Origin of the sequence: Burkholderia sp. Bp8984 (assembly GCF_003853755.1) — a bacterium.
Classification (GTDB): Bacteria; Pseudomonadota; Gammaproteobacteria; order Burkholderiales; family Burkholderiaceae; genus Burkholderia.
This window is the reverse complement of sequence record NZ_QTQN01000005.1, coordinates 26,380-49,605: the sequence shown is the minus strand read 5'-3', so window position 1 is coordinate 49,605 and position 23,226 is coordinate 26,380. Positions and strand designations below refer to the sequence as shown.

Below are 23,226 nucleotides of genomic sequence, written 5' to 3'. Positions count from 1 at the left end.
CCTCTTTACGATTTCGACGAAATGGCGGCGGCGGGGCCGGCATGAGCGGGAACGTCATCGCGTGCGCCGGCCAGTTCGGCGGCGAGGTGACGCTCGGCGAGCAGCTTCAGCGCGAGCGTGACGAGCGCGAGCAGCGCCAGCACCGACGCCACCGCGAACGCCGCCGCGAAGTTGTATTCGTTGTACAGGATCTCGACGTGCAGCGGCATCGTGTCGGTCACGCCGCGGATGTGGCCGGACACGACCGACACCGCGCCGAACTCGCCCATCGCGCGCGCATTGCACAGGATCACGCCGTACAGCAGGCCCCACTTCACGTTCGGCAGCGTCACGCGCCGGAAGATCTGCCAGCCCGATGCGCCCAGCACGCGCGCGGCCTCCTCCTCGTCGGTGCCCTGCGCCTGCATCAGCGGGATCAGTTCACGCGCGACGAACGGGAACGTGACGAAGATCGTCGCGAGCACGATGCCCGGCACCGCGAAGATGATCTGCACGTCGTGGCCCTGCAGCCACGGCCCGAGCCAGCCCTGCGCACCGAACAGCAGCACGTAGACGAGGCCCGAGATCACCGGCGACACGGAGAACGGCAGGTCGATCAGCGTCGTCAGTAAAGCCTTGCCGCGGAATTCGAACTTCGCGATCGCCCACGACGCGCACACGCCGAACACGAGGTTCAGCGGCACCGCGATCACCGCGACGGTCAGCGTCAGCTTGATCGCCGACCATGCGTCGGGATCCGCGAGCGATTCGAGATAGAAGCCGACGCCCTTGCGCAGCGCCTCAAAAAACACCGCGGCGAGCGGCACGACGAGGAAGAACGCGAGGAACGCCAGCGCGACGCCGATCAGCAGCCAGCGCACGGCGCGCGGCTCGCTGACGGGATCCGGTTGTTTCGCGGCGCGCACGCGCGCGGCGGACGGGTTGTTCAGCACGGCGGTGGACTCCTGGCTCATTGCTGGCCTCCGGCGGCAGTCGCGGCAACGGTGACGGTCGCGGGCGCGGGGCCGCTCGCGCCCTTGCTCGTGCGGCGCTGCAGATACCACTGCAGCGTGTTGATGAGCAGCAGCATCAGGAACGACACGACCAGCATCACGACCGCCAGCGCGGTCGCGCCCGCGTAGTCGTACTGCTCGAGCTTCGTGATGATCAGCAGCGACGTGATCTCGGATTTCATCGGCACGTTGCCGGCGATGAAGATCACCGACCCGTACTCGCCGAGCGCGCGCGCGAACGCCAGCGCGAAGCCGGTGAGCAGCGCGGGCAGCACGGCCGGCAGCACGACGCGGCGGAACGTCAGCCAGCGCGTTGCGCCGAGGCACGCGGCGGCCTCTTCCTGCTCGCGCTCGAAATCCTCGAGCACGGGCTGCACGGTGCGCACGACGAACGGCAGCCCGATGAAGGTCAGCGCCACCAGCACGCCGACCGGCGTGAACGCGATCTTGATGCCGAACGGCGCGAGATACTGGCCCACCCAGCCGTTGGTCGCGTAGACGGCGGCAAGCGAGATGCCGGCGACCGACGTCGGCAGCGCGAACGGCAGGTCGACGATCGCGTCGACGAGCCGCTTGAACGGGAACGTGTAGCGCACCAGCACCCACGCGACGAGAAAGCCGAACACGGCATTGATCACCGCACCGCCGAGCGCGGAGGCAAACGTCAGCCGGTACGACGCGAGTACGCGCGGCGACGCGACGGCGGTGACGAACTGGTCCCACGACAGCGTCGCGGTCTTCAGGAACGTGGCGGCGAGCGGAATCAGCACCACGAGGCTCAAATAGGCCACCGTGATGCCGAGCGTCACGCCGAAACCGGGCAGCGCGCTCGGCTTGCGAAAGGTGTACGTCGTCATCGGATGCTCTTGCTGGGTCGTTGCTGCTCACGGGTCCGACGCAAACGCCGGCGCGGGGAGTCGCGCCGGCGGGCCGTCGGGGATGCGGCGCGCTGTCGTGGCGCGCCGCTGTCGTTGTGGTTTGCTGCTGCCTGGTGTTACTGCGGCTTGTAGATCGAGTCGAACACGCCGCCGTCCGCGAAATGCGTCTTCTGCGCGTTCGTCCAGCCGCCGAACGTGTCGTCGACCGTGTACAGCTTCAGCTTCGGAAACTGCTTCGTCAGGTCCGCCGGCACGTTCTTCGAACGCGGACGGTAGTAGTTGCGCGCCGCGATTTCCTGGCCCTGCGGGCTGTACAGGAAATTCAGGTAGGCCTCGGCCAGCTTGCGCGTGCCCTTCTTGTCGACCACCTTGTCGACCACGGCAACGGGCGGCTCGGCCAGGATGCTCACCGACGGCACGACGATCTCGAACTTGTCGGTGCCGAATTCCTTGATCGACAGGAACGCCTCGTTCTCCCACGCGATCAGCACGTCGCCGATCCCGCGCTGCACGAAGCTCGTCGTCGCACCGCGCGCGCCCGAGTCGAGCACGCCCGCATTCTTGTAGAGCTTCGTCACGAATTCCTTCGCGCTCTGCTCGTTGCCGCCCGGCTTGTGGACCGCGTATGCCCATGCGGCCAGGTAGTTCCAGCGCGCCCCGCCCGACGTCTTCGGGTTCGGCGTGACGATCGAGATGCCCGGCTTGGTCAGGTCATCCCAGTCCTTGATCCCTTTCGGGTTGCCCTTGCGCACCAGGAACACGATCGTCGACGTGTACGGCGATGCGTTGTCGGGCAGGCGCTTCTGCCAGTCCTTGTTGACGAGCCCCTTGTTGGCGATCGCGTCGATGTCGTAGGCGAGCGCCAGCGTCACGACGTCGGCCTGCAGGCCGTCGAGCACCGAGCGCGCCTGCGCGCCCGAGCCGCCGTGCGACTGCTTGAAGTTGACCGTCTCGCCCGTCTGCGCCTTCCACGCCTTGCCGAACGCCTGGTTGAAGTCCTGGTACAACTCGCGCGTCGGGTCGTAGGACACGTTCAGGAACGTCGTATCGGCCTGGGCATGCGTCGCGACGCCCAGCGCCGCCGCCGCGCCCAGCGCGAGTGTTGCGATCAGGCGGCCCACTCCGCCCACCAGCCCCGTATTGCGCTTCGCCATCCTTGGTTCTCCAGTGTTGTCGGTATTGCGATGTCGGGCCAGTCTAGCGAACGGGTTACATGATTAAAAATAATCGTTCCTTATTTTTTAATACCCAAAAGTGCTAACGCAGACGGGATGGACGGTAGAGGCAGATGAACCGGCGTCCGGGCGTCACGAAATCACGTCGGAACCGGCGCGATCGCATCGAACTTCAAGTAACACTTGAAATTCGCGAAGTACTGTATAAAAATACAGCTCACTGTCTATCCATACAGTTCAGCCATGACCAAACTCACCGCCCGTCAGCAGCAAGTGTTCGACTTGATCCGCCGCGCGATCGAGCGCTCCGGTTTCCCGCCCACGCGCGCCGAGATCGCGGCAGAGCTGGGCTTCAGCTCGCCGAATGCGGCCGAGGAACACCTCCGTGCGCTGGCGCGCAAAGGGGTGATCGAGCTGGCCGCCGGCGCGTCGCGCGGCATCCGCCTGCTCGGCATCGACGACGCCCCCCATCAGTTCACGCTGCCGCATGCCGGCCTGATGCAACTGTCGCTGCCGCTCGTCGGCCGGGTGGCGGCCGGTAGCCCGATCCTCGCGCAGGAGCACATCTCGCAGCATTACGCGTGCGATCCCGCGCTGTTCACCAGCAAGCCCGACTACCTGCTGAAGGTGCGCGGCCTGTCGATGCGCGACGCCGGCATTCTCGACGGCGACCTCCTCGCCGTGCAGAAGCGCACGGAAGCGAAGGACGGCCAGATCATCGTCGCGCGGCTTGGCGACGACGTCACGGTCAAGCGCCTGATGCGCCGGCCAGGCGGCCTCGAGCTGATCGCGGAGAACCCGGATTACGAAAACATCTTCGTCAAGGCCGGCAGCGCGGAATTCGCGCTGGAAGGCATCGCCGTCGGGCTGATCCGCTCGGGCGAACTCTGACAATCGGTCTCGCTGAGGAGAACATCATGGAACGCCTTTCCCGTTTGCTGCCTTTCCGTCAATTCGGCCGCCTGCGTCACCTGCGCGGCCGCACGCCCTGCGCGCCGCTGTCCGCCGCGGCGCCCGTGGTGAGCCAAGAAGTCGCAGTTGAACGGCAGGCGTCGCTGCTGCCCTCAGCGCTTCCCGCCTTCGCACGGGTCTCGCTGAACGCCGGCCTGCACCACACGGAACCGGCGCGCCGTGCCCCCGTGCGCGTTTATCACGGCCGGTCGCGCCTGATCATGGTCGGGACGATCGATGCCGTGTGCCGGATGATCGATCGCTGCATCGACGAGGAACGATCGGCCACGCACGGCGGTCTCTGATTGCGGAACCTGTCCGCATCGGAGGCATCGTGACTGGATCTTCGGGCCGCGCGTGGCGGCTCAAGCCCCTGCTGATCGTCGTGCTGGCCGTCGCCGTTTTGGTGGCGATCGGCTATGCGTACGCATCGCCGTATGTCGCGCTCGGTCGCCTGAAATCGGCGATCGATGCGCGCGATGCGCAATCGGTCAGCGAATATGTCGATTTTCCGTCGCTGCGCATCAGCCTGAAGCAGCAGGTCACGGAAGAGTTGATGCACCGGATCGACGCGGTGAAGAAGGACAACCCGTTCGCGGTGATCGGCGCGCTGATCGGCTCTGCATTGATCGGCCCGCTCGTCGATGCGTATGCGACGCCGGAAGGCGTCGCGGCGCTGATGAGCGGCATTCCCCCGCGCGGTAATCCGGGCGAGCGGCCACCCGAATGGTCGGGCCCGCCGTCAGGCGGTGCGCCTGGCAGCGCATCGGCCGCACCGCCGGCCAATCCGGCGAGCACCCCCGTACCGGGCAGCAATGCCTCGGTCGCGTCCGCGCCGGCCCCCGCATCCGCGCCAGCCGGCCCGGGCGACACGCGCCATCCGCAGCAAACGAGCGCCGGCTACCGGAATATCGATGAATTTGTCGTGACCTACCAGCGCAGTGCCGACGGCACGCGCTATGCGGCGATCTTCCACCGCTTTGGCCTGTTTTCGTGGAAGCTGTCCGCGATCGACCTGCACGCGTGAGCGGTCGCGATCGGGATCGATGCCGCTGCGGCGGCAATGGCGAGCGACCGGCGCGGATCGCAGGACAACCCGGCCGGTCACACGATCTCACTGTGTCACTTGCCGCTCGCGGTGGCCGCTTCGCGTTCGCGCGCGATCTCGGCCTTTTGCTCTTCAGCCGACGAACACGCGACCAGAATGCTGCAGTTCACGCGATCGAGCAGTTGCGTATTGCCCGACCCCATCCACCATCTCGACAATCCGCTGCGGCACCGATGGCCGACAACGACGAGGTCGGCCTTCAACTCGGTCGCGAGATTCGCGATTTCGTCGATCGGATAACCGAACGCAAAATGGCCTTCCGCCTGGACGCCGCGCTCGCGCAGCCAGTTCACGCCTTCCTGCAGGATCTCGCGCGCGGTTTCCTCGAAGCGGCCGCAGGCGACGTCGGTCAGCAGCCCCGCGCTTTGCGCGATGCTCGAGCGCATGTCGACGACCGACAGCAAATGCGTTTCCGCCTTCAGGTCCAGCGCGAGATTCGCACCGCACCGCAAGGCCTTGCGTCCTTCGAGCGTGCCGTCGTAGCACAGCAGAATCTTGTTGTAGCTAGCCATGAGACCTCCCTATCGCGACAACGTGCCCTATGCACTCATCATGGTGCGCCGCAATTCCGGACGCAAGGGATGGAAAACGCTGATTCGCCACGCGGGGCGCGTCGGCGATGATGCGGTGCACGATCCGTGCGCGCATGCACCGTCGCGCGCGTGTGCGCCCTGATGAGACGCAGCCGATGCACTAGAATGGCCCGTCCGTGTCCTCGACGTGCGTTCGCCCCGGTCATGCCCATGTGACACGCATTCGCCCGATCCGTTCGCCGAGCGGCATGCCCATCCGGCCGGCCGCGAAACGCGTCCGCGCCTGCCTACAACGACAACCTGCCCATGTCCGTTGCACCGATCGATTTCCGGAACGTCGAAAAGCGCTATGGCGACAAGCTCGTCGTCAACGGCCTGTCCTTCCACGTGCAGGCCGGCGAATGCTACGGCCTGCTCGGGCCGAACGGCGCCGGCAAGACCACGACGCTGAAAATGCTGCTCGGCCTCGTGTATCCCAACGCCGGCACCATTTCACTGTGCGGCGAACCGGTTCCGTCGCGCGCGCGGCATGCGCGCCAGCGCGTCGGCGTCGTCCCGCAGTTCGACAACCTCGACCCCGACTTCACGGTCCGCGAAAACCTGCTCGTGTTCAGCCGCTATTTCGGGATGTCGGCGCAGGCTTCACGCGCGCTGGTGCAGCCGCTGCTGGAATTCGCGAAGCTGGAAAACAAGGCCGATGCGAAGGTCGGCGAGCTGTCGGGCGGGATGAAGCGCCGCCTGACGCTTGCGCGCGCGCTCGTCAACGATCCGGACGTGCTGGTGCTCGACGAGCCGACGACGGGGCTCGATCCGCAGGCGCGGCACCTGATGTGGGAACGCTTGCGTTCGCTGCTCGCGCGCGGCAAGACGATCCTGATCACCACGCATTTCATGGAGGAAGCCGAGCGCCTGTGCGACCGGCTGTGCGTGATCGAGGAAGGCCGCAAGATCGCCGAAGGCGCGCCGCATGCGCTGATCGAATCGGAGATCGGCTGCGACGTGATCGAGATCTACGGGCCGGACCCGGTCGCGCTGCGCGACGAGCTGACGCCGTTCGCGAAACGCACCGAGATCAGCGGCGAGACGCTGTTCTGCTACGTGAGCGATCCCGAGCCGCTCAGCGCCCGGCTCAAGGGTCGCACGGGATTGCGCTATCTGCATCGTCCGGCCAATCTGGAAGACGTGTTCCTGCGGCTCACGGGCCGCGAAATGCAGGACTGATCGATCATGGACGCACGCAACTATTCCCCCGCCGCGCCGTCCGCACCGCCACGCGAATCACGCTTCGCAGTCGCGCTGCCCGCGAATGCCACCAACTGGATCGCCGTGTGGCGGCGCAACTACCTCGTGTGGCGCAAGCTCGCGCTCGCGTCGCTGTTCGGCAATCTCGCCGATCCGATGATCTACCTGTTCGGGCTGGGATTCGGGCTCGGCCTGATGCTCGGCCACGTCGACGGCGTGTCGTATATCGCGTTCCTCGCGGCCGGCACGGTCGGTTCGAGCGTGATGATGTCCGCGAGCTTCGAGTCGATGTATTCGGGCTTCTCGCGGATGCACGTGCAGCGCACCTGGGAAGCGATCATGCACACGCCGCTCGCGCTGGGCGACATCGTGCTCGGGGAGATCGTCTGGGCGGCGAGCAAGGCGCTGTTGTCGGGCGTCGCGATCATGCTCGTCGCGGGCCTGCTCGGCTATGCGCGCTTTCCGTCGATGCTCGCGGCGCTACCCGTGATCGTGCTCGCCGGCCTCGCGTTCGCGAGCACCGCGATGATCGTCACCGCGCTCGCGCCGTCCTACGACTTCTTCATGTTCTATCAGACGCTCGTGCTGACGCCGATGCTGCTGCTGTCGGGCGTGTTCTTCCCGATCACGCAGTTGCCGCCGATCGCGCAGCATGCCGCGCACGTGCTGCCGCTCGCCAACGCGGTCGAACTGATCCGGCCCGCGATGCTCGGCCGGCCGGCGACGGACGCCGGCCTGCATCTCGCGGTGCTCGCCGGTTATGCGGTCGGCGGATTCATCGTCTCCGCGTGGCTGTTCCGGCGGCGCATGATGCGCTGACGGCCGACGCGCACGGCGCGCCGGCTCGCTGCGACGAAGCGGCGGCGGCGTTACTCGTCGTCGTCGCTCCACGGAATCTCGACGTCGGTCAGGAATGCGACGGTCGCCAGCGGGCCGCCTTCGTGGCGGCCGAGCTTGCCGTCCGCGCGATGCCATTCGACGCGGAACTGCGTACCCGGATCGTCGGCAACCAGATAGACCGCGCGCAATTCTTCGGCGTCGGCTTCGTCGACCGGACCGTCGAACGACACCAGCATCTTCTGCGGCCACAGGCCGTTCACCGGATCGTAGATGCGGTCGCCCTGCGGAATCTCGATGCTGGCCTCGACGCCGATCGTGGCGGAGGCCTCGATGATCATCGTGCCGAGCGCGTTCAGCACGGCAGTCGCCCGCGCGGAATTGGCCTGGCGGATCGCGAGATCGCCACGCGTCAGCGCCTTTTCGAGTCGAGGATGAATCTTCGGTTGGGTCATGCGTTTTCCTGTTTGCTTCTTGTAAAGGGCACCGCGCGCGTGAGGCGGCGGCGCCGGATGAATACGACGGTCATGCGACGGGACCGGTCGGCGCCCGCCGCGGCGGCCATCGCGCAGGGTCCGGTCGCCGGCAGCCGGGCATGTCGTGCCCCGCGCCTCGATCGGCCACGCGAGCCGGACTTGTCCGGCCGTCGCGCCCGCTCGCCGTCCCGTCCGCGAGTCCGTCAGAACCCGAATGCGATCGCGAGCAGCCCGCTCACGATCCCGAACACGACGACGAGGCCCGTGACGATCGCCAGCATGTAAGGCTTGAACGACCGCGCGAGCATCGCGAGCGACGGCACGCTGATCGGCGGCAGCGTCATCAGCAGCGCGGCGGCCGGGCCGACGCCCATGCCGAGCGACAGCATCGCCTGGATGATCGGCACTTCACCGGCCGTCGGGATCACGAACAACGTCCCCGCGACCGCGAACGCGATGATCCAGCCGAGATGGTTGCCGATGTCCGGGCCGATATGCGGGAACAGCCACGCGCGCGCCGCGCCGAGCAGCAGCACGAGCACGATGTATTCGGGCACGAGCCGCACGGCCATGCGTGCGAGCAGCTTCATCCAGCGGACGAACGGATTGCCGGCGGCAGCCTGTTCGGCCACCAGCGCGGCGAGTTGCGCGTCGTCGATACTGCGGTCCTCCGGACGCGCGATGCGGTTCAGCAGATAGCCGATCCCGAACACCATCGCGATGCCGAGCACGAGCCGCAACGCGCTCCAGTGCCAGCCGAGCACGAAGCCCATGAACACCAGCGCGGCCGGATTCAGCACCGTGTTGCCAAGCCAGAACGCGACCGCGCCGCCCGGCGACGCGTGCCGCGCACGCAGGCCCGCGACGACCGGCGCCGCGCAGCACGTGCACATCATGCCCGGCAGCGACAGCAGGCCGCCCGCGGCGACACTGCCGAAGCCCGTGCGGCCGAGCACGCGCGCGACCCAGTGCGCGGGCAGCAGCGCCTGGACGGCCGAGCCGAGCAGCAGGCCAAGCACCATGGCCTGCCAGATCGCCTTGCCATACGCCCATGCGTAGTCGAGCGCCGCCTTCAGCGACGGCTCGGGCGCGCTCGCCGACGTGCCCATCAGGATCGACTGGCCGATCGAATGATGCTCGGCGGCGACGAACGCCTTGTTGTAGTACGGGAACCATTTCACGTAGAACAGTCCCGCGACCGCGATCAGCAGGAAGGTCAGCCAGCCGAGCGCCGGACTGGGTTGGGTGCGTGTGGTCGTCATCGTGCGGTGGTCGTAGGGTTGTGGTCGGTGGCGGCTCGCGCCGCCCCGCCGGCGGCGGGCGAGGCCGGCAGCCCGGCCTGCGCGAGCGCGTCGAGCAGCGCGCGCGCCTGCTCGCGCCCGTCGGCCGCATTCGGCCGGAAAGTGAACGTCAGTGCGCGGTTCGGCTTGTTGTACGTGGCGCGGTAGGTGCGCGCATAGGCGGGATCGTAATGCTTGTCGATCAGTTCGGTGAACAGCTCGGCCCGCGCGTCGGCATCGATCAGCGCATGCCAGTGCGCCACCTCGTCACGGCTGTGCAGGCCGATCAGCCGATTGAGCTGCGCCTTGAACGCGGCCGGCTCGTCGAACAGGTGGGCATAGTCGTCAAGGAGAAACGCGATGCGTTCGTCGTGCGCCGCCTCGACCTGCACCCACGGCCCGGCGTGAAACGCGTCGATCAACGCGATCGGCAGGTGCACGAGCCCGATCCTGCGGCTTTCCGATTCGACGAACACCGGCCATTCGGGGTCGAAACGCCCGAGTGTCTCGACGAGCCCCGAATCGAAGCCCTTCTGCGACGGCTGCGGCTTGCCCGGCAGCGCGCCGAGCAGCGAGCCGCGATGGCGCGCGAGCGCCTCGAGATCGAGCGTCTGCGCCCCTTCGTCGCGTAGCGCGTTCAGCAGCCGCGTCTTGCCGCAGCCGGTATGACCGACGAGCGCGATGTAGCGAAACCGCGTCGGCAGCGTGTCGAGCGTCGCGCACACCGAGTGGCGGTACGCCTTGTAGCCGCCGTCGAGCTGGCGCGCCTGCCAGCCGATCAGGTTGAACCAGGTCGTCATCGAACCCGAGCGCTTGCCGCCGCGCCAGCAGTAGATCAGCGGCCGCCAGTTGCGCGGACGGTCTGCAAACGTGGTGTCGAGATGGCGCGCGATGTTGCGTGCGACCATCGCCGCGCCGACGCGCGTCGCTTCATACGGCGACACCTGACGGTACATCGTGCCGACGATCACGCGCTCCTCGTTGCTGAGCACGGGCGCGTTCAGCGCGCCGGGGATGTGATCCTCGGCGAACTCGAGCGGCGTGCGCACGTCGATGATCTCGTCGAACTCGCCGGCGCGATCGAGGGTGACAATCAGGTTCTTCAATTTGGCGTCGAACAGGGGCGATGCGGCTCGGCGAGCCGCACGGGCACGGAAGGCGGATTCGCGATTATCTCACGCCCGGGCGTCCCGGGCCGCGCGCGGCAACCGGCGGCGGCGACGCGGCGCTCATCACGTCGATCAGATGGTCGCGAAACGCGCGCACCGACGCGGGCAGATCGCGCCCCGCCATGGTCTGCACCTGGATGCTGCGCTCGCGCAGCTGGGGGTTCGTGACGGGCACGACGACGAAGCCGTCCGCGTCGAAGCGGTCCCGTACCGACAGCAGCCCGGTGAACATGACCGCACCGGTACGCTGCGCGTAGCGGTACATCACCGCGGTGTTGTTGCTGGTCAGTTCCGGCTCGAGCATGAGCCCGTCGAGCACGCACGCGATGTCGATCAGCTGTCGCACTGTCGTGCCGGCCTCGGGCAGCACATGCGGGTGCCGGGCGACATCGGCGAGCGACACCGAATCGCGCGCCGCGAGCGGATGGTCGCGCCGCACGAGCGCGAAGACCGGCGCACGCTCCGTGTGTTCGACGCGTACGCCCTGCTCCGGCGCCAGGCTGAACGTCAGCCCGATGTCGGCATCGCCGTCGCGCACGCGCCGCGTCGCCTCCGCCGGCGACACGACCCACACCGAGAAATCGACGCCCGGGTGGCGCGCCTTGAAGCCCGCGAGCGCACCCGGCAGGAAATCGATCGCGAACCCTTCCGAGCAGGCGACCTTCAGCAGGCTGCCGTGCAGCGCCTCCAGCCCGCCGATTTCCTTCATCACGTGCTCGGCCTCCAGCAGGCTGCGCTGCGCGAAGCCCAGCAACCGTTCGCCGGCCTCCGACAGCGCCATCCCGCGCGGCCGGCGCTCGAACAGCGGCGCGCCGAGTTCGCTCTCGAGCTTCGCGATCTGCCGGCTGATCGCCGAGACGGCCACGTGCAGCCGCGCCGATGCGTCGCTGATCGAGCCGGTGCGCGCGACTTCGACGAAATACCGCAGCGCAAGACCATGCAGGAAAGCCGCCATCGTTCTGTCCCCGGGCCCGTCGCCCAGGCCGCTCCGCTTTGCCTTTTCGGCAAAGAAATGTTCGAAATTCGATCATTGTGACAAAAAAAACCGCTTCCTAGAATCGATCGCACTCCCGGTCGTGCGCGCCGCGCCCGCCGGAAAACCGATACAGGAGACCGTCTTGAGCCGTACCGCCGCCATCCAGCACGCGCTGAACCAGTTCGAATCGGGCGCGTTCTTCACGACCCTGAGCCGCCGCGTCAGCCTGCGCACCGAAAGCCAGGACAGCGGCTCGGGCGCCGCGCTGCGCGCCTACCTGACCGACGAGATCGTACCGGAGGCCGCGCGCCTCGGCTTCACGTCACGGATCGTCGAGAATCCGGCCGACGGCGGCGGCCCGTTCCTGCTGGCCTCGCGCCACGAGGACGACGCACTGCCGACCGTGCTGATCTACGGCCACGGCGACGTCGTGCGCGGCTACGACGCGCAATGGCGCGCGCCGCTGTCGCCGTGGACGCTGACCGTCGACGGCGATCGCTGGTACGGCCGCGGCAGTGCCGACAACAAGGGGCAGCACACGATCAACCTGGCCGCGCTGGCGAGCGTGCTCGCCGCGCGCGGCGGCCGGCTCGGCTTCAACGCGAAACTGCTGATCGAGATGGGCGAGGAAACGGGGTCGCCGGGCCTCGACGCACTGTGCCGCCAGGAGCGCAACACGCTCGCGGCCGACGTGCTGATCGCGTCCGACGGGCCGCGCGTCACCGCCGAACGCCCCACCGTGTTCCTCGGCTCGCGCGGCTCCGTCAACTTCAAGCTCAGCCTGCGCGCCCGCGACGGCGGCCATCACTCGGGCAACTGGGGCGGCCTGCTGCGCAACCCGGCGACCGTGCTCGCGAATGCGCTCGCAAGCCTCGTCGACGCGCGCGGCGCGATCCGCGTCGCGGGGCTGCGCCCGCCGCCGATCCCGGCCGCCGTGCGCGCCGCGCTCGCCGACCTGTCCGTCGGTGGCGGCCCCGGCGACCCAGCGCTCGACGCCGACTGGGGTGAGCCGGGCCTCTCTGCCGCCGAGCGCGTGTTCGGCTGGAATACGTTCGAGATCCTCGCGTTCAAGGCCGGTAATCCCGACCATCCGGTCAATGCTATTCCACCCGTCGCGTATGCCCATTGCCAGCTGCGTTTCGTGGTCGGCACCGACTGGGAGGCGCTGCATGCGCACCTGCGCGCGCATCTGGATGCGCACGGCTTCGCCGACATCGAGATCGACGTCGAACGCGGCGCACCGGCGACGCGTCTGCCGCCGGACGATCCGTGGGTCCGCTGGGCCGTCGCGTCGCTCGCGCGCACGACCGGCAAGAAGCCCGCGATCCTGCCGAACCTCGGCGGCACGCTGCCGAACGAAGTGTTCGCCGACACGCTCGGGCTGCCGACCCTGTGGGTGCCGCACTCGTATCCGGCGTGCTCGCAGCACGCGCCCGACGAGCACCTGCTTGCGAGCGTCGTGCGGGAAGGACTGCAGATGATGGCCGGCCTCTTCTGGGATCTCGGCGACGCCGCGCCGCCCGTTCGCCGCGCGGCACCCGCCGCGGCCGGCGCCGCCCTGTAACGCGCTTCGCCCCCTTTCTCGGGACTGCTCACACGATGAATACGACCACCCTGACCTCGCAGGACGCCGCGCGCCCCAGCACCGCGAAGATTCGCCGCATCATCTTCGCCGCGTCGATCGGCAACGCGCTCGAATGGTTCGACCTGATCGTCTACGGCTTCTTCGCGGTGACGATCGCCAAGCTGTTCTTCCCCGCGACGAGCGAGGCGACCTCGCTGCTGCTCACGCTCGGCACGTTCGGGCTGTCCTACCTGATCCGGCCGATCGGCGGCTTCGTGCTCGGCGCCTACGCGGACCGCGCGGGCCGCAAGGCGTCGCTGCTGCTGTCGATCGCGATGATGATGGCCGGCACGCTGCTGATCGCGCTGATGCCGACCTATGCGTCGATCGGCATCCTCGCGCCGCTCGGGATCATGCTGTCGCGGCTGATGCAGGGTTTTTCCGCCGGCGGCGAATTCGCGAGCTCGACCGCGTTCCTCGTCGAACACGCGCCGCAGCGGCGCGGCTTCATGTCGAGCTGGCAGTTCGCGAGCCAGGGTCTCGCGACGCTGCTCGCATCGGGCTTCGGTGCACTGCTGACGTCGACGCTGAGCACCGCGCAACTCGAAAGCTGGGGCTGGCGCGTGCCGTTCCTGTTCGGCCTCGCGATCGGCCCGGTCGGGCTCTACATCCGCCGCTACGTCGACGAAGGCATCGAGTTCAAGACGCAGGCGCGCTCGGAAGCGCCCTTGCGCGAACTGTTCGCGGACCAGAAGATGCGCGTGCTGCTGTCGATCGGCGTGCTCGTGATCTCGACCGCGATCAACTACATGGTGCTGTACATGCCGACGTACGCGATCAAGCAGCTCGGGCTGCCGGCATCGACGGGCTTCGCGGCGACGCTCGCGACCGGTTTCGTGCTGACGCTCGTCACGCCGCTCGTCGGCCACCTGTCCGATCGCACCGGACGGATCCGCGTGATGGCGGCAGCCGCCGTGCTGATGCTCGTCACCGTCTGGCCGACGTTCGCGTGGCTCACGCATCACGCGTCGTTCGCGACGATGCTCGCCGCGCTGATCTGGATCGGCCTGCTGAAGGCGACGTACTGCGGCGCGCTGCCGGCGCTGATGGCCGAGCTGTTTCCGTCGCAGACCCGTGCGACCGGTCTCGCCGTCAGCTACAACACGGGCGTCACGCTGTTCGGCGGCTTCGCGCCGTTCGTGATCACGTGGCTGATCAGCGCGACCGGCAACCGGCTGTCGCCGGCGCTGTACCTGATCGGTTGCGCCGTGTTGAGTCTCATCGCTCTGCTGGTCGCGCGCACGCGGCTCGGGATGCGCTGACCGCGCTCGCGAACAAAACGACGGCGCGGCATCCGTGCCGCGCGCCATTTACCGTGACGTCTACGGCGCCGGATTCGGCTGCAGCTCGTGCAGCGCGTCGATCTCGGCGAGGATCTCGTCGGACAGCTTCACGCCGATGCTGCCGATGTTCTCCTTCAGTTGCGCGAGCGATGTCGCCCCGACCAGGTTGCTGCGCACGAACGGCCGGCTGTTGACGAACGCGAGCGCGAGCTGCGCAGGCGACAGCCCGTGGCGCTGCGCAAGCGCGACGTAGCGTGACGTCGCTTCGACCGCCTGCGGCTTGCTGTAACGCTGGAAGCGCTCGAACAGCGTGATGCGCGCGCCGGCCGGACGCGCGCCGTTCTCGTACTTGCCGGACAGCCAGCCGAACGCGAGCGGCGAATACGCGAGCAGGCCGATGCCGTCGCGATGCGTGAATTCGGACAGGCCGTTCTCGAACGTGCGGTTCAGCAGGCTGTACGGATTCTGGATGCTCGCGATGCGCGGCAGCCCGAGCTTCTCGGCCGCGCGCAGGAACTGCGCGACGCCCCACGGCGTTTCGTTCGACACGCCGATCGCGCGGATCTTGCCGGCCTTCACGAATTCCGCGAGCACGCCGAGCGTTTCCTCGATCGGCACCGTATACGCGTCGTCGACCCACGGATACGCGGGGCGGCCGAACGTCGTCGTGCTGCGATCGGGCCAATGCAGCTGGTACAGGTCGACATAATCGGTCTGCAGGCGCTTGAGGCTGCCGTCGAGCGCCTCCGTCAGGTTCTTGCGGTCGAACTGGTTGCCTTCGCCGCGAATATGGCGCGGATTGTGCGGCTGTCGCGCCGGGCCCGCGATCTTCGTCGCGAGCACGATGCGGTCGCGCTGCGCACGATGCCGCGCGAGCCAGGTGCCGATGTACTGCTCGGTGCGGCCCTGGGTATCGGGCTTCGGGGGAACCGGATACATTTCCGCGGCATCGATCAGCGTGACGCCCTGCCCGAGCGCGTAATCGATCTGCTCGTGCGCGTCGCGCTCCGAATTCTGCTCGCCCCACGTCATCGTGCCGAGACCGATCAGGCTGACCTCGATGCCCGAATCGCCGAGTGTGCGGTATTCCATGCTGTTCCTGTCGCGTCAGTGGAAAGCAGAAACGCTATCACACTGAAGCGAATGCTTCAGATGGCCGATGCGTTCACTTACAGGCGGCCTTCGATGTGCGTTCAGCCCTCGCCGATACGGATACGGCCGCCTTCGCGCGCGTCGTCCGGTGGATGGCGCCGGGCGTAACGACACCACGCCACCCGTTACTGCGGCCGCTGAATGAAGCAGGTCGCCGATGCATGCGCGACGATCTTGTCGTCCGGCGTTTTCAGCGTGCCTTCGGCGACGCCCAGCGAACGCGACAGGTGAATCACGCGCCCTTCGGCGATCAGGTCGACGTCGCGCGGCACGGGACGCAGCATCTTCACGTGCAGGTCGACCGTGCCGTAGCCGACGCCCGCGTCGAGCATCGAATGCACCGCGCAGCCCGTGACCGAGTCGAGCACCGTCGCGGCGAATCCGCCGTGCACGCCGCCGAGCGGATTCAGGTGCCGGCCGTCCGCCCGCGCGGAAAACTTCACGTAACCGAGCTCGACGCCCAGCGGCCGCATCGGCATCGTCTCCGAGATCGACGCGAGCGGCACGTCGCCTGCCGCCGCCGCGCGCAGCAGTTCGAGACCGGACAGGGAAAGCGGATTCATCGGGTTGTCTCCTGATTGAACGCGCGTCGCCGCGCGAGTAAGTTCCAAATTGGAACTGATTATTGACAAGCGCGCCAGGCTTGTCAATGCAGCCGGCGCCCGGTGCAACCGAAGCTCAGTTCTATAATCGAACCCGCTCCTTCGCTGAACTGCCGCACGAGACTCGATCATGAAATGGGATGACATCGGTACGCTGAACTGCTCGGTCGCGCGCACGCTTGCCGTGCTCGGCGATCGCTGGACCATGCTGATCCTGCGCAACGCCTTTCTCGGCTGCCGCCGCTTCGATGCATTCCAGACGCAGCTGGGCCTCACGCGTCACGTACTGGCCGAGCGGCTCGCGCGCCTCGTCGACGAAGGCGTACTGGTCAAGCGCGCGTATCAGGAACGCCCGCCGCGCTTCGAATACCGGTTGACCGAAAAAGGCCTCGACCTGTACCCGGCCCTGCTCGCGCTGATGACCTGGGGCGATCGCTGGAAGGACGACGGCCAGGGGCCGCCGGTGCAGTTGCGCCATCGCACCTGTGGCCAGCTGATGCATGCGGTCGCGGTGTGCTCGGCGTGCGGTGAGCCGCTCGCCCCGCGCCACGTGCAGCCGGAACCCGGGCCCGGCTGGGTCGCGCACGAGGTGGCCGGAACGCACGATGCCTGACGCGTCGCGCTGAGCGCCGGTCGTACGCACATGGGTACGCCCATGACAGCGCGGCGCGGCCATCATGCGTGCGCGTGTTGCATGCGTCTTCGCTCGACGCGCATCGTTCGTGTTGCCGCGCCCTGTCTGCCGTTCCCGTCTCGTCGATCGCACGCCGCATTGCCCCTGCGCCCGCACGTGCGTGCCGTTCGTCACGCAGGGACCGTGCCGTCTGCGCACATGCGCGCACCGCGTCGACTTCCGTCACCCGGCACGACCGCCGAGCCGATGCAGGCGCCGCGCGGCATGATGAACATCACCACGTCGGGCGCTGCAGACAGCCATCCAGCTGTCGTCCATTCGCATCCGGGCGTGACCGCGCCGCCGTGTCTGCGTTACACTCACGGCCCGCTGTCTCAAAAAAGATTCGCTGTCCAAGATGTTGTCGCGCAAACGCCTCGCCGCCGCCTGCCTCGCTGCTTCCCTCATCGCCACACCCTTCGCCGCCTTCGGCAAGACGCACAATGAATCGCTGCTGCAGCAGGCGTTCGACTTCATCGCGCAACTGCTGCCGACCCCGACCCATGAAGCGCCCGCCACGCAGTCCGTCGAATCGGCGTTCTCGCCCGATGGCGGTGCGGAGGCGCTCGTGCTGAAGGCAATCGGCGCCGCGCGCACCTCGATTCGCGTGGCCGCCTACTCGTTCACGTCGCCGCCCGTCACGCGCGCGCTGCTCGCCGCGAAGCGACGCGGCGTGAATGTCGCGGTCGTCGTGGACGACAAGGGCAATCGCGCGAAGAGCAGCAAGCAGGCGCTGAACCTGCTCGTCAACGCGGGCATTCCGACGCGCACGATCGACGCCTATGCGATCCACCACGACAAGTACCTCGTGATCGATGCCGAACATGTCGAGACGGGCTCGTTCAACTACAGCGCTTCGGCAGCCAGCCGCAATTCCGAAAACGTCGTCGTGGTCTGGAACAATCCGCAACTCGCGTCGCGCTACCTCGCGCATTGGCAAAGCCGCTTCGACCAGGGCACGCCGTACCGCTCGTCGTACTGACGCTTCGCCGCACGCGATCGCGGGCGCCGTTCGCGTGTGGCGCGGCCGACGCGCGTCGGCGTCGCACATCCGCGTCGTGATGTCGTCAATGATCGGCGCACATTGCATGGCGATCAACCTGGCCGAATGGCCTGCACACCGGACATGACGGCGCCGCGATCACTGGAATCAGTTGAAATCAGTGGATGTCGGGCGAGCGCTCGGCGATCTGCGTGGCCGCGACGCACCGGCCGGCATGCGCACGCGCATCGCTTGCCGAAGGCTTCGGCCGATCGCGCGTACCGCCAGGCAACGCGTCGAGTACGCAGTCGGCACTGAAGGTCAACGTGTTCTGGACCATCGGATAGAGCAGATACAGCGCCAACGCGAGATACCCCGCGTACAGAATTCGAACCATGGTGCGTTAGATGAACGATTGATCTTGCCCTGTTTACGGCATCACGTCGGACAGCTTGAGCATTGGGCGTTGAATTGCATGGCCGGCAGCAACGCACGACGCGTGAAGCGTCCGTATCGCATCGACACGGCTACAACGCGTGGTGGCAGCACGATGGAGAATGCGTGATGCTGCTCGACGGGCGCTCGTCGAGCGTTGCGGTATCGACAGAAGCGAAGCACGCCGCCCGGCTTGCGCGAGCGCCGAGCGACACACGATCCCGCGCGGCATCGCGCGGTCGCCGACCGGCTCGGATCGGCCGATCGGCACAGGTACGAATCCGCGGACAAGCGGCGAAGCAACGCCGCCGGCATCTGAACGCGGACGAGCCGCGCGCCGATACGCGCGGCCAAGAGCCACGTTCAGTCGCGTTCAACCGGATTCGCCCGGCCCGGTCAGGCTCCGCACGGCGGCGCGCTCGCCATCGCTTCCGCGATCTGCTCGGGCGTCAGGTCGCGCTGGTGGGTCGCGATCGACCAGCGATGGCCGAACGGATCCTCCACTTGCCCATAGCGATCGCCCCAGAACATGTCGGCGGCCGGCATCGTGACTGTCGCGCCGGCCGCGACGGCCTGCGCGATCGCCGCATCGGTGTCCGGCACGAACAGGTGCAGGCAGACCGGCGTGCCTTTCAGCGTCTTCGGCCCGAGTGCGCCGTGCTCCGGCATTTCATCCACGAGCATCAGCGTCGAATCGCCGATTGCGAGGCATGCATGCGCGAGCCGGCCGTCCGGGGTCGGCAGGCGGAACCGTTCGGTCGCGTTGAACGCGCGCTTGTAGAAGTCGATGGCTGCGGCGGCGCCGGCGCAGATCAGATGCGGCGTCAGCGTGCGCATCCCTTCCGGGATCGGATTGACGGATGTGGTCATGGGTGTCGCTCCTTCAGTCGGTTGTCGTGTCGGAAATCGGGACGGACGCACGATGCGCACGCCTCCGATGCTACGACGGACGGACTCGACGGAAATCGACACGCCGGACGACATTTTTTTGTTCGCGACAGGTGCCGGAACAGGTTCGGCCCGACAACGCGCGAGCATCAGGCAGGGGGCGACGTCCAATGGGGCGATCGCACATCCGGGCATGGCCTCGTGCGCGATGGCACGGCTCGTGGGAACACGCACCGATCGCCGCTCAGATCTGCGGAAGGTCGCGCAACGTGCGCGACTCGCTCGTCGCATCGATGTCGAGTTCGATCCCCTCCGACGCGTCGCGATACAGCACGCGCTTCAGCCGCGGCCCCACCGCTGTGCCGTCCGCTTCGTCAAATACGGCGCGAACGTCGTTGCCGGCCGCGAGCGCACGTGCCACTTCCGCCACCGACGCCTCGCTCGGCGTCGCCGCCCACGACCGGTCCGCCGGATTGACAGCTGCCCAGCGCACGTGCGTCACACGCGCACTGCGCACATCGATTCGGACACCATTCACCGCGAACATCGACATCGGAATCTCCTTCGAAACGGTTGCGGCCGGGCGAACGCCCGACGATGGAAACCGGCGATGGCGCGACAGCACGCGTTCGATCGCCACCGGACCCGCCGGACGCGCGATCACCCAGGCACGCAGCTTCGGCCAACGCGATTTTCGATGATACATTGGGACGCTTTGCAACCGTCAACAGACAATCGTGCACGGGAGAAACACATGACCGACGCCTGGGGAACCTTCCCTGCCAGAATGGGCGACCATCAGGCCTTCATCAGCTTCAATCACGGCTTCGCGGAAATCGCCGAAAGCGACCCGCGCACGTCGCTGCTCAGCGTGCGCGTCACCCTTGCGCATCCGACGCCCGACGGCCTGCCGAGCGGTGACGAATTCGCCGATCTCACGAAGATCGAGGATCTGCTGGACGCCGCGGTGACCGCGAAAAACGGCGTGCAGGTCGGCCGCATCACGGTCGACGGCAACCAGGATTTCCTGTTCTACGTGCCGTTCGACGAAGCCGCCGCGGGCGAGATCGTCGACTCGCTGGCCGAACAGACGACCTACGCACTTCAGTACGCCTATCAGGACGATCCGGACAAGGAAACGTACTGGCGCACGCTCTACCCGACCGACGACGACTGGCAACTGATGCGCGACATGCGCGTGCTCGAGGCGCTGCGGCAGAAAGGCGACGTGAGCGACGTGAGCCGGCGCGTGATGCACTGGGCCTACTTCCCGGACCCCAGCGACGCGCACCAGTTCGCCGACTGGGCCGAGTCGAAAGGCTATCTGGTCGAATCGGTCGCGCCCACCGAGGACGGCAAATCGGCCGTGCGGTTCGCGCACGAAGGCACGACGGTGCTGGCCGACATCACGCACCATACACTCGAGATCAATCGCGAGGTGCACTCGCTCGGCGGCGAATACGATGGCTGGGAAACCAGCGTCGAGCAGGCAGGCTGATTGCGCTGACACGCGCGTGACGAGCGATCGGACGGTGGCGGCTTCAGGCCCAAAGCATCCCGGCGGCGCGACCGCGTACCGCCGGGCCCCAGGCATCGCCGGCCGCGACCGGCGATCGGCCCCAAGCGATCGCTCACGCACGAGGAATGCGATTCATGCGGATCAGGCGAACGGATGCCGGGACGCGAAACATCGTCTGCCGAACGCCTGTCCGGTTCCGCCGACGCGGCTTGCATGCGTCGTGCGGCCAAAAAGCCCCCGCTCCTGCGCGAGCGAGCGGGGTAACGGTTGACCGGGCCGGGGTAGAACGGTCAACCGGCCAGATTGTCATCGTGGCCCGTGCGACCGTCTGTGCGGCAACTCACCCTTTCAACCGGAAAGCCCGCACGCGCCGGCACCGCACGCGGCACGTCGCGGTCAGCGCGCGACGCCGGCGAGTGGCGCGGCGACCGCGACGATCACCGGGAACAACACGACGGCCCCGATCATCATCACGCCGTCGGCCGCCAGCGTGACCGGCGTCGCGAGCACGCGAACGGCCTTGTCGCCCTTCGTCAGGCGATCGTCGACCTCGATCGTGTAGGTATGGGAAAACGACGACCACGTCTTGCCCTGCTCAAACCCGTCGGCCCGATAGCGCGAACCATTCAGCGCGCCTTCCATGCTCAGCTCGCCTTGACGGGACGTCGTAAAGCCGTCCGCCTGCGCACGCGCCCAATCGTCATCCGTCATGCCGGCACGGGAAAGCACGAGCCGGTATTCGCCCGAGATCTTGCTGCCCTGTGCGACGAATCCATGGAGCGCCGCCTCGATCGACTTCCGGTAGGACGAGGCCAGCACGGCGCCGAGATGCGCGGGCATGTCGAAGATGTAGTGATACTGGTTGCCCAGCACGACGAATTTCTTGCCGTCCTCGCTGACGAGGAATCGATCGACCGTCTCTTCGTATCGGCCGTTTTCGAACAGCATCGCGGTACATCCTGCCAGACCGGTGGCAGCGACGATCGTGCCGGCGGTCAGCAGCGTTCTTCTTTTCATGTTTCGAGTCCGGATTTTTTTGATTTATATCGGCGATTTTTAAATCGCGCCAGTCTCCGGTATCGCGCATGCATCGTCAAAGCAGCGTGATGCGCTTTTCCGTGAATCCGCGCTTTTTCTCCGGATTTTCGTGAAACGACGTTTCACGACCTAACCCACTTTTTCTGGATTTCTGGATGGAGCGGCGCGAACCCGACGCTACGCCGGGCCGTCCGTGAACCATTCCGCAATCATGTCGATCCAGTCGAGATCGCTGGCGATTTCGACGACGACGTCGCTGATGGTTTCTTCGACTGAAGAATCGCTGGCGACCGCACTGGCGGTACCAGCGGCAGCACCTGCTGCGACCGCCTTCGCGGCTGGGATTTCGACGAGCGGCGCGCCCCGCGGGCTGACCAGTTGCTCCAGCCAGTCGACGATACTGGCGCGCGCGTCGTCCTCGTCGGCGAAGTCGTTGCGCTTCAGAAAACGGTCGAACACGACCCACGCGAGCGTCTTGCTTCGGGAAACGGAATCCAGTTGCCATTCGGTCACGGCGACCCGCCCCGTTTCCCGGGTTTCGAGCGTCGCTGTGAAGCGGTAATCGAGATATTCGATCTCAAGTTCAGGCGACATGATTTTCTGCGGCCACTCCGCTCTCTCGGTTCTTATCGATGTGCCGCGCCAGTCCGGTTTCACGCGCCGCGTGAATCTTGTGTGAATTCCGGACCGCGCGTCATGCAGACAGGCAGTATCGCGATATTCTCGCAAGCTGTCGACCGCGACTGAAAATGCATGGCCGCACCCGTCCAGTAACCGAAACCCGTTGCGTGATCGATTCCGTGCCGCATTCTTTCGCGCATGATTGCGCCGGCTCGATTCCGGGTATCCGCGTGCTCCGCGGCCGCAGCCGCAGCCGCAGCCGCAGCCGCGCTGTTACACTCCCGCCACAAAAAACGCTTGCCCCACCCAAGGAAACAATGACAGTCGCTCGGGCACAACATGACGGCGTCGATGTCTGGATCATCCAGCTTCCGGGACACCCCGCCTATGCCTATACACATCTCAAACGGGTATTCGCGTCCGACGACTCGCGGCATCGCGTCGTGACGGTCGACCTGGCGAAGCTGCTCGCGTGCGCAGATCGCGACACGACCGACTATGTGCTGCCGTCGGTTCAATACTGGGCGCCCGGCAAGGCCGCCGGCATCCGCGATTTCCTCGATCCGGCCGAAGCCCGGATTCCCGACATGCCCTTCATCACGTTTCGCGAGACGAGAACGCGGACGCTGCTTGGCCTTCCGGGCCTGTCGAAAGTCGGCATCGCGTCGTTCCGGAACGGTCAGCATCGCGCGCGCTATCTGGCGTTTGCAGGGGCAACGAGCCTGCCTGTCGAGGTGCATGAAACCGAGGCGGATTTGCTCGTGCGGTATTGCGGCGAGTAACGGACGCGCC

At 67.0% G+C, this 23,226-nt stretch carries 26 protein-coding genes; 11 read left to right on the top strand and 15 right to left on the bottom strand.

The genetic code is table 11. The features are described 5' to 3' along the window. Positions 1-5 precede the first annotated feature (5 nt). From cysW to DID98_RS07285, 3 genes are all read right to left on the bottom strand, one after another. Positions 6-953 carry a sulfate ABC transporter permease subunit CysW gene (gene cysW, locus DID98_RS07295; protein ID WP_044843607.1) on the bottom strand — a complete coding sequence of 316 codons (948 nt, stop codon included), beginning with the start codon at positions 951-953 and terminating at the stop codon, positions 6-8. Beyond that, the gene (gene cysT / locus DID98_RS07290) at positions 950-1,849 is read right to left on the bottom strand and encodes a sulfate ABC transporter permease subunit CysT (protein ID WP_044843608.1); all 900 of its coding nucleotides are present in this window, start codon (positions 1,847-1,849) and stop codon (positions 950-952) included. The genes cysW and cysT overlap by 4 nt, the downstream gene beginning before the upstream one ends. A 137-nt stretch (positions 1,850-1,986) precedes the next feature. Next, positions 1,987-3,024, bottom strand: coding sequence for a sulfate ABC transporter substrate-binding protein (locus DID98_RS07285; protein WP_124485540.1), 1,038 nt, complete (start codon positions 3,022-3,024; stop codon positions 1,987-1,989). 264 nt (positions 3,025-3,288) lie between these two features. Here DID98_RS07285 and lexA point away from each other — a divergent pair, with 264 nt between their 5' ends. The 3 genes from lexA to DID98_RS07265 are packed head-to-tail and all read left to right on the top strand — an operon-like array spanning position 3,289 to position 5,023. Next, positions 3,289-3,936: a transcriptional repressor LexA gene (gene lexA, locus DID98_RS07275; RefSeq protein ID WP_006754655.1), complete on the top strand. Its 648-nt coding sequence runs from the start codon at positions 3,289-3,291 to the stop codon at positions 3,934-3,936. A gap of 26 nt (positions 3,937-3,962) precedes the next feature. Continuing rightward, positions 3,963-4,301: a hypothetical protein gene (locus DID98_RS07270; protein WP_124570453.1), complete on the top strand. Its 339-nt coding sequence runs from the start codon at positions 3,963-3,965 to the stop codon at positions 4,299-4,301. 29 nt (positions 4,302-4,330) lie between these two features. Continuing rightward, the gene (locus tag DID98_RS07265; RefSeq protein ID WP_124485541.1) at positions 4,331-5,023 is read left to right on the top strand and encodes a DUF2939 domain-containing protein; all 693 of its coding nucleotides are present in this window, start codon (positions 4,331-4,333) and stop codon (positions 5,021-5,023) included. 95 nt (positions 5,024-5,118) lie between these two features. On the opposite strand, the gene DID98_RS07260 is transcribed toward DID98_RS07265, so the two are convergent. After that, the gene (locus DID98_RS07260; protein WP_044843612.1) at positions 5,119-5,616 is read right to left on the bottom strand and encodes a universal stress protein; all 498 of its coding nucleotides are present in this window, start codon (positions 5,614-5,616) and stop codon (positions 5,119-5,121) included. Between the two features lie 327 nt (positions 5,617-5,943). Here DID98_RS07260 and nodI point away from each other — a divergent pair, with 327 nt between their 5' ends. Both nodI and DID98_RS07250 read left to right on the top strand, forming a co-directional pair. Continuing rightward, the gene (nodI, locus tag DID98_RS07255) at positions 5,944-6,858 is read left to right on the top strand and encodes a nodulation factor ABC transporter ATP-binding protein NodI (RefSeq protein ID WP_124485542.1); all 915 of its coding nucleotides are present in this window, start codon (positions 5,944-5,946) and stop codon (positions 6,856-6,858) included. 6 nt (positions 6,859-6,864) lie between these two features. Continuing rightward, positions 6,865-7,698, top strand: coding sequence for an ABC transporter permease (locus DID98_RS07250; RefSeq protein WP_124570452.1), 834 nt, complete (start codon positions 6,865-6,867; stop codon positions 7,696-7,698). A gap of 50 nt (positions 7,699-7,748) precedes the next feature. Here DID98_RS07250 and DID98_RS07245 read toward each other — a convergent pair whose 3' ends face one another. From DID98_RS07245 to DID98_RS07230, 4 genes are all read right to left on the bottom strand, one after another. After that, positions 7,749-8,171 carry a hypothetical protein gene (locus DID98_RS07245; RefSeq protein ID WP_044843615.1) on the bottom strand — a complete coding sequence of 141 codons (423 nt, stop codon included), beginning with the start codon at positions 8,169-8,171 and terminating at the stop codon, positions 7,749-7,751. Positions 8,172-8,395: 224 nt separating this feature from the next. Further along, the gene (locus tag DID98_RS07240) at positions 8,396-9,454 is read right to left on the bottom strand and encodes a permease (RefSeq protein ID WP_044843616.1); all 1,059 of its coding nucleotides are present in this window, start codon (positions 9,452-9,454) and stop codon (positions 8,396-8,398) included. Further along, positions 9,451-10,578 carry a tRNA 2-selenouridine(34) synthase MnmH gene (gene mnmH, locus DID98_RS07235; protein WP_124485543.1) on the bottom strand — a complete coding sequence of 376 codons (1,128 nt, stop codon included), beginning with the start codon at positions 10,576-10,578 and terminating at the stop codon, positions 9,451-9,453. The genes DID98_RS07240 and mnmH overlap by 4 nt, the downstream gene beginning before the upstream one ends. Positions 10,579-10,642: 64 nt before the next feature. Beyond that, the gene (locus tag DID98_RS07230; protein WP_124485544.1) at positions 10,643-11,596 is read right to left on the bottom strand and encodes a LysR family transcriptional regulator; all 954 of its coding nucleotides are present in this window, start codon (positions 11,594-11,596) and stop codon (positions 10,643-10,645) included. Positions 11,597-11,759: 163 nt separating this feature from the next. On the opposite strand from DID98_RS07230, the gene DID98_RS07225 reads away from it, so the two are divergent. Both DID98_RS07225 and DID98_RS07220 read left to right on the top strand, forming a co-directional pair. Continuing rightward, positions 11,760-13,181 (top strand): M20 family metallopeptidase, encoded by a 1,422-nt coding sequence (locus DID98_RS07225; RefSeq protein WP_124570451.1) that lies wholly within the window; start codon positions 11,760-11,762, stop codon positions 13,179-13,181. Positions 13,182-13,216: 35 nt separating this feature from the next. Next, the gene (locus DID98_RS07220) at positions 13,217-14,503 is read left to right on the top strand and encodes an MFS transporter (RefSeq protein ID WP_124485546.1); all 1,287 of its coding nucleotides are present in this window, start codon (positions 13,217-13,219) and stop codon (positions 14,501-14,503) included. 60 nt (positions 14,504-14,563) lie between these two features. Here the strand turns inward: DID98_RS07220 and DID98_RS07215 are convergent, their stop codons facing one another. Further along, a complete protein-coding gene (locus DID98_RS07215) occupies positions 14,564-15,616 on the bottom strand; it encodes an NADP(H)-dependent aldo-keto reductase (protein ID WP_124570450.1) in 1,053 nt (350 codons plus the stop codon). A gap of 185 nt (positions 15,617-15,801) precedes the next feature. Then, positions 15,802-16,239: a PaaI family thioesterase gene (locus tag DID98_RS07210; RefSeq protein WP_124485548.1), complete on the bottom strand. Its 438-nt coding sequence runs from the start codon at positions 16,237-16,239 to the stop codon at positions 15,802-15,804. 169 nt (positions 16,240-16,408) lie between these two features. Here DID98_RS07210 and DID98_RS07205 point away from each other — a divergent pair, with 169 nt between their 5' ends. Continuing rightward, complete coding sequence (locus tag DID98_RS07205; protein ID WP_124570449.1) at positions 16,409-16,891, top strand: helix-turn-helix domain-containing protein; 483 nt, start codon at positions 16,409-16,411, stop codon at positions 16,889-16,891. A gap of 418 nt (positions 16,892-17,309) precedes the next feature. Further along, positions 17,310-17,933 (top strand): phospholipase D family protein, encoded by a 624-nt coding sequence (locus tag DID98_RS07200; RefSeq protein WP_124570448.1) that lies wholly within the window; start codon positions 17,310-17,312, stop codon positions 17,931-17,933. A 178-nt stretch (positions 17,934-18,111) separates the two neighbouring features. Here the strand turns inward: DID98_RS07200 and DID98_RS07195 are convergent, their stop codons facing one another. The 3 genes from DID98_RS07195 to DID98_RS07185 form a co-directional block, all read right to left on the bottom strand. Further along, positions 18,112-18,330, bottom strand: a complete 219-nt coding sequence (locus tag DID98_RS07195; protein WP_124485550.1) for a hypothetical protein — start codon at positions 18,328-18,330, stop codon at positions 18,112-18,114. A gap of 434 nt (positions 18,331-18,764) precedes the next feature. Beyond that, entirely contained in the window at positions 18,765-19,238 is a 474-nt protein-coding gene (locus tag DID98_RS07190) for a VOC family protein (protein ID WP_124485551.1), read from the bottom strand. Between the two features lie 262 nt (positions 19,239-19,500). Continuing rightward, positions 19,501-19,809 (bottom strand): hypothetical protein, encoded by a 309-nt coding sequence (locus DID98_RS07185; RefSeq protein ID WP_044845154.1) that lies wholly within the window; start codon positions 19,807-19,809, stop codon positions 19,501-19,503. Positions 19,810-20,010: 201 nt separating this feature from the next. On the opposite strand from DID98_RS07185, the gene DID98_RS07180 reads away from it, so the two are divergent. Next, positions 20,011-20,754, top strand: a complete 744-nt coding sequence (locus DID98_RS07180) for a DUF695 domain-containing protein (protein WP_044845048.1) — start codon at positions 20,011-20,013, stop codon at positions 20,752-20,754. Positions 20,755-21,171: 417 nt separating this feature from the next. Here the strand turns inward: DID98_RS07180 and DID98_RS07175 are convergent, their stop codons facing one another. Both DID98_RS07175 and DID98_RS07170 read right to left on the bottom strand, forming a co-directional pair. Then, entirely contained in the window at positions 21,172-21,792 is a 621-nt protein-coding gene (locus DID98_RS07175) for a hypothetical protein (RefSeq protein WP_185640834.1), read from the bottom strand. Between the two features lie 198 nt (positions 21,793-21,990). Continuing rightward, entirely contained in the window at positions 21,991-22,407 is a 417-nt protein-coding gene (locus tag DID98_RS07170; RefSeq protein ID WP_124570447.1) for a hypothetical protein, read from the bottom strand. A gap of 344 nt (positions 22,408-22,751) precedes the next feature. On the opposite strand from DID98_RS07170, the gene DID98_RS07165 reads away from it, so the two are divergent. Beyond that, entirely contained in the window at positions 22,752-23,216 is a 465-nt protein-coding gene (locus tag DID98_RS07165; RefSeq protein ID WP_044845051.1) for a plasmid fertility inhibition factor family protein, read from the top strand. Positions 23,217-23,226: the final 10 nt, after the last annotated feature.

Excerpts from the sequence above, each read along its gene's own strand:
- cysW (WP_044843607.1), bottom strand. The coding sequence starts at position 953 with ATGAGCCAGGAGTCCACCGCCGTGCTGAACAACCCGTCCGCCGCGCGC.
- cysT (WP_044843608.1), bottom strand. The coding sequence starts at position 1,849 with ATGACGACGTACACCTTTCGCAAGCCGAGCGCGCTGCCCGGTTTCGGC.
- DID98_RS07285 (WP_124485540.1), bottom strand. The coding sequence starts at position 3,024 with ATGGCGAAGCGCAATACGGGGCTGGTGGGCGGAGTGGGCCGCCTGATC.
- lexA (WP_006754655.1), top strand. The coding sequence starts at position 3,289 with ATGACCAAACTCACCGCCCGTCAGCAGCAAGTGTTCGACTTGATCCGC.
- DID98_RS07270 (WP_124570453.1), top strand. The coding sequence starts at position 3,963 with ATGGAACGCCTTTCCCGTTTGCTGCCTTTCCGTCAATTCGGCCGCCTG.
- DID98_RS07260 (WP_044843612.1), bottom strand. The coding sequence starts at position 5,616 with ATGGCTAGCTACAACAAGATTCTGCTGTGCTACGACGGCACGCTCGAA.
- nodI (WP_124485542.1), top strand. The coding sequence starts at position 5,944 with ATGTCCGTTGCACCGATCGATTTCCGGAACGTCGAAAAGCGCTATGGC.
- DID98_RS07250 (WP_124570452.1), top strand. The coding sequence starts at position 6,865 with ATGGACGCACGCAACTATTCCCCCGCCGCGCCGTCCGCACCGCCACGC.
- DID98_RS07245 (WP_044843615.1), bottom strand. The coding sequence starts at position 8,171 with ATGACCCAACCGAAGATTCATCCTCGACTCGAAAAGGCGCTGACGCGT.
- DID98_RS07240 (WP_044843616.1), bottom strand. The coding sequence starts at position 9,454 with ATGACGACCACACGCACCCAACCCAGTCCGGCGCTCGGCTGGCTGACC.
- DID98_RS07230 (WP_124485544.1), bottom strand. The coding sequence starts at position 11,596 with ATGGCGGCTTTCCTGCATGGTCTTGCGCTGCGGTATTTCGTCGAAGTC.
- DID98_RS07220 (WP_124485546.1), top strand. The coding sequence starts at position 13,217 with ATGAATACGACCACCCTGACCTCGCAGGACGCCGCGCGCCCCAGCACC.
- DID98_RS07215 (WP_124570450.1), bottom strand. The coding sequence starts at position 15,616 with ATGGAATACCGCACACTCGGCGATTCGGGCATCGAGGTCAGCCTGATC.
- DID98_RS07210 (WP_124485548.1), bottom strand. The coding sequence starts at position 16,239 with ATGAATCCGCTTTCCCTGTCCGGTCTCGAACTGCTGCGCGCGGCGGCG.
- DID98_RS07205 (WP_124570449.1), top strand. The coding sequence starts at position 16,409 with ATGAAATGGGATGACATCGGTACGCTGAACTGCTCGGTCGCGCGCACG.
- DID98_RS07200 (WP_124570448.1), top strand. The coding sequence starts at position 17,310 with ATGTTGTCGCGCAAACGCCTCGCCGCCGCCTGCCTCGCTGCTTCCCTC.
- DID98_RS07195 (WP_124485550.1), bottom strand. The coding sequence starts at position 18,330 with ATGGTTCGAATTCTGTACGCGGGGTATCTCGCGTTGGCGCTGTATCTG.
- DID98_RS07190 (WP_124485551.1), bottom strand. The coding sequence starts at position 19,238 with ATGACCACATCCGTCAATCCGATCCCGGAAGGGATGCGCACGCTGACG.
- DID98_RS07185 (WP_044845154.1), bottom strand. The coding sequence starts at position 19,809 with ATGTCGATGTTCGCGGTGAATGGTGTCCGAATCGATGTGCGCAGTGCG.
- DID98_RS07180 (WP_044845048.1), top strand. The coding sequence starts at position 20,011 with ATGACCGACGCCTGGGGAACCTTCCCTGCCAGAATGGGCGACCATCAG.
- DID98_RS07175 (WP_185640834.1), bottom strand. The coding sequence starts at position 21,792 with ATGAAAAGAAGAACGCTGCTGACCGCCGGCACGATCGTCGCTGCCACC.
- DID98_RS07170 (WP_124570447.1), bottom strand. The coding sequence starts at position 22,407 with ATGTCGCCTGAACTTGAGATCGAATATCTCGATTACCGCTTCACAGCG.
- DID98_RS07165 (WP_044845051.1), top strand. The coding sequence starts at position 22,752 with ATGACAGTCGCTCGGGCACAACATGACGGCGTCGATGTCTGGATCATC.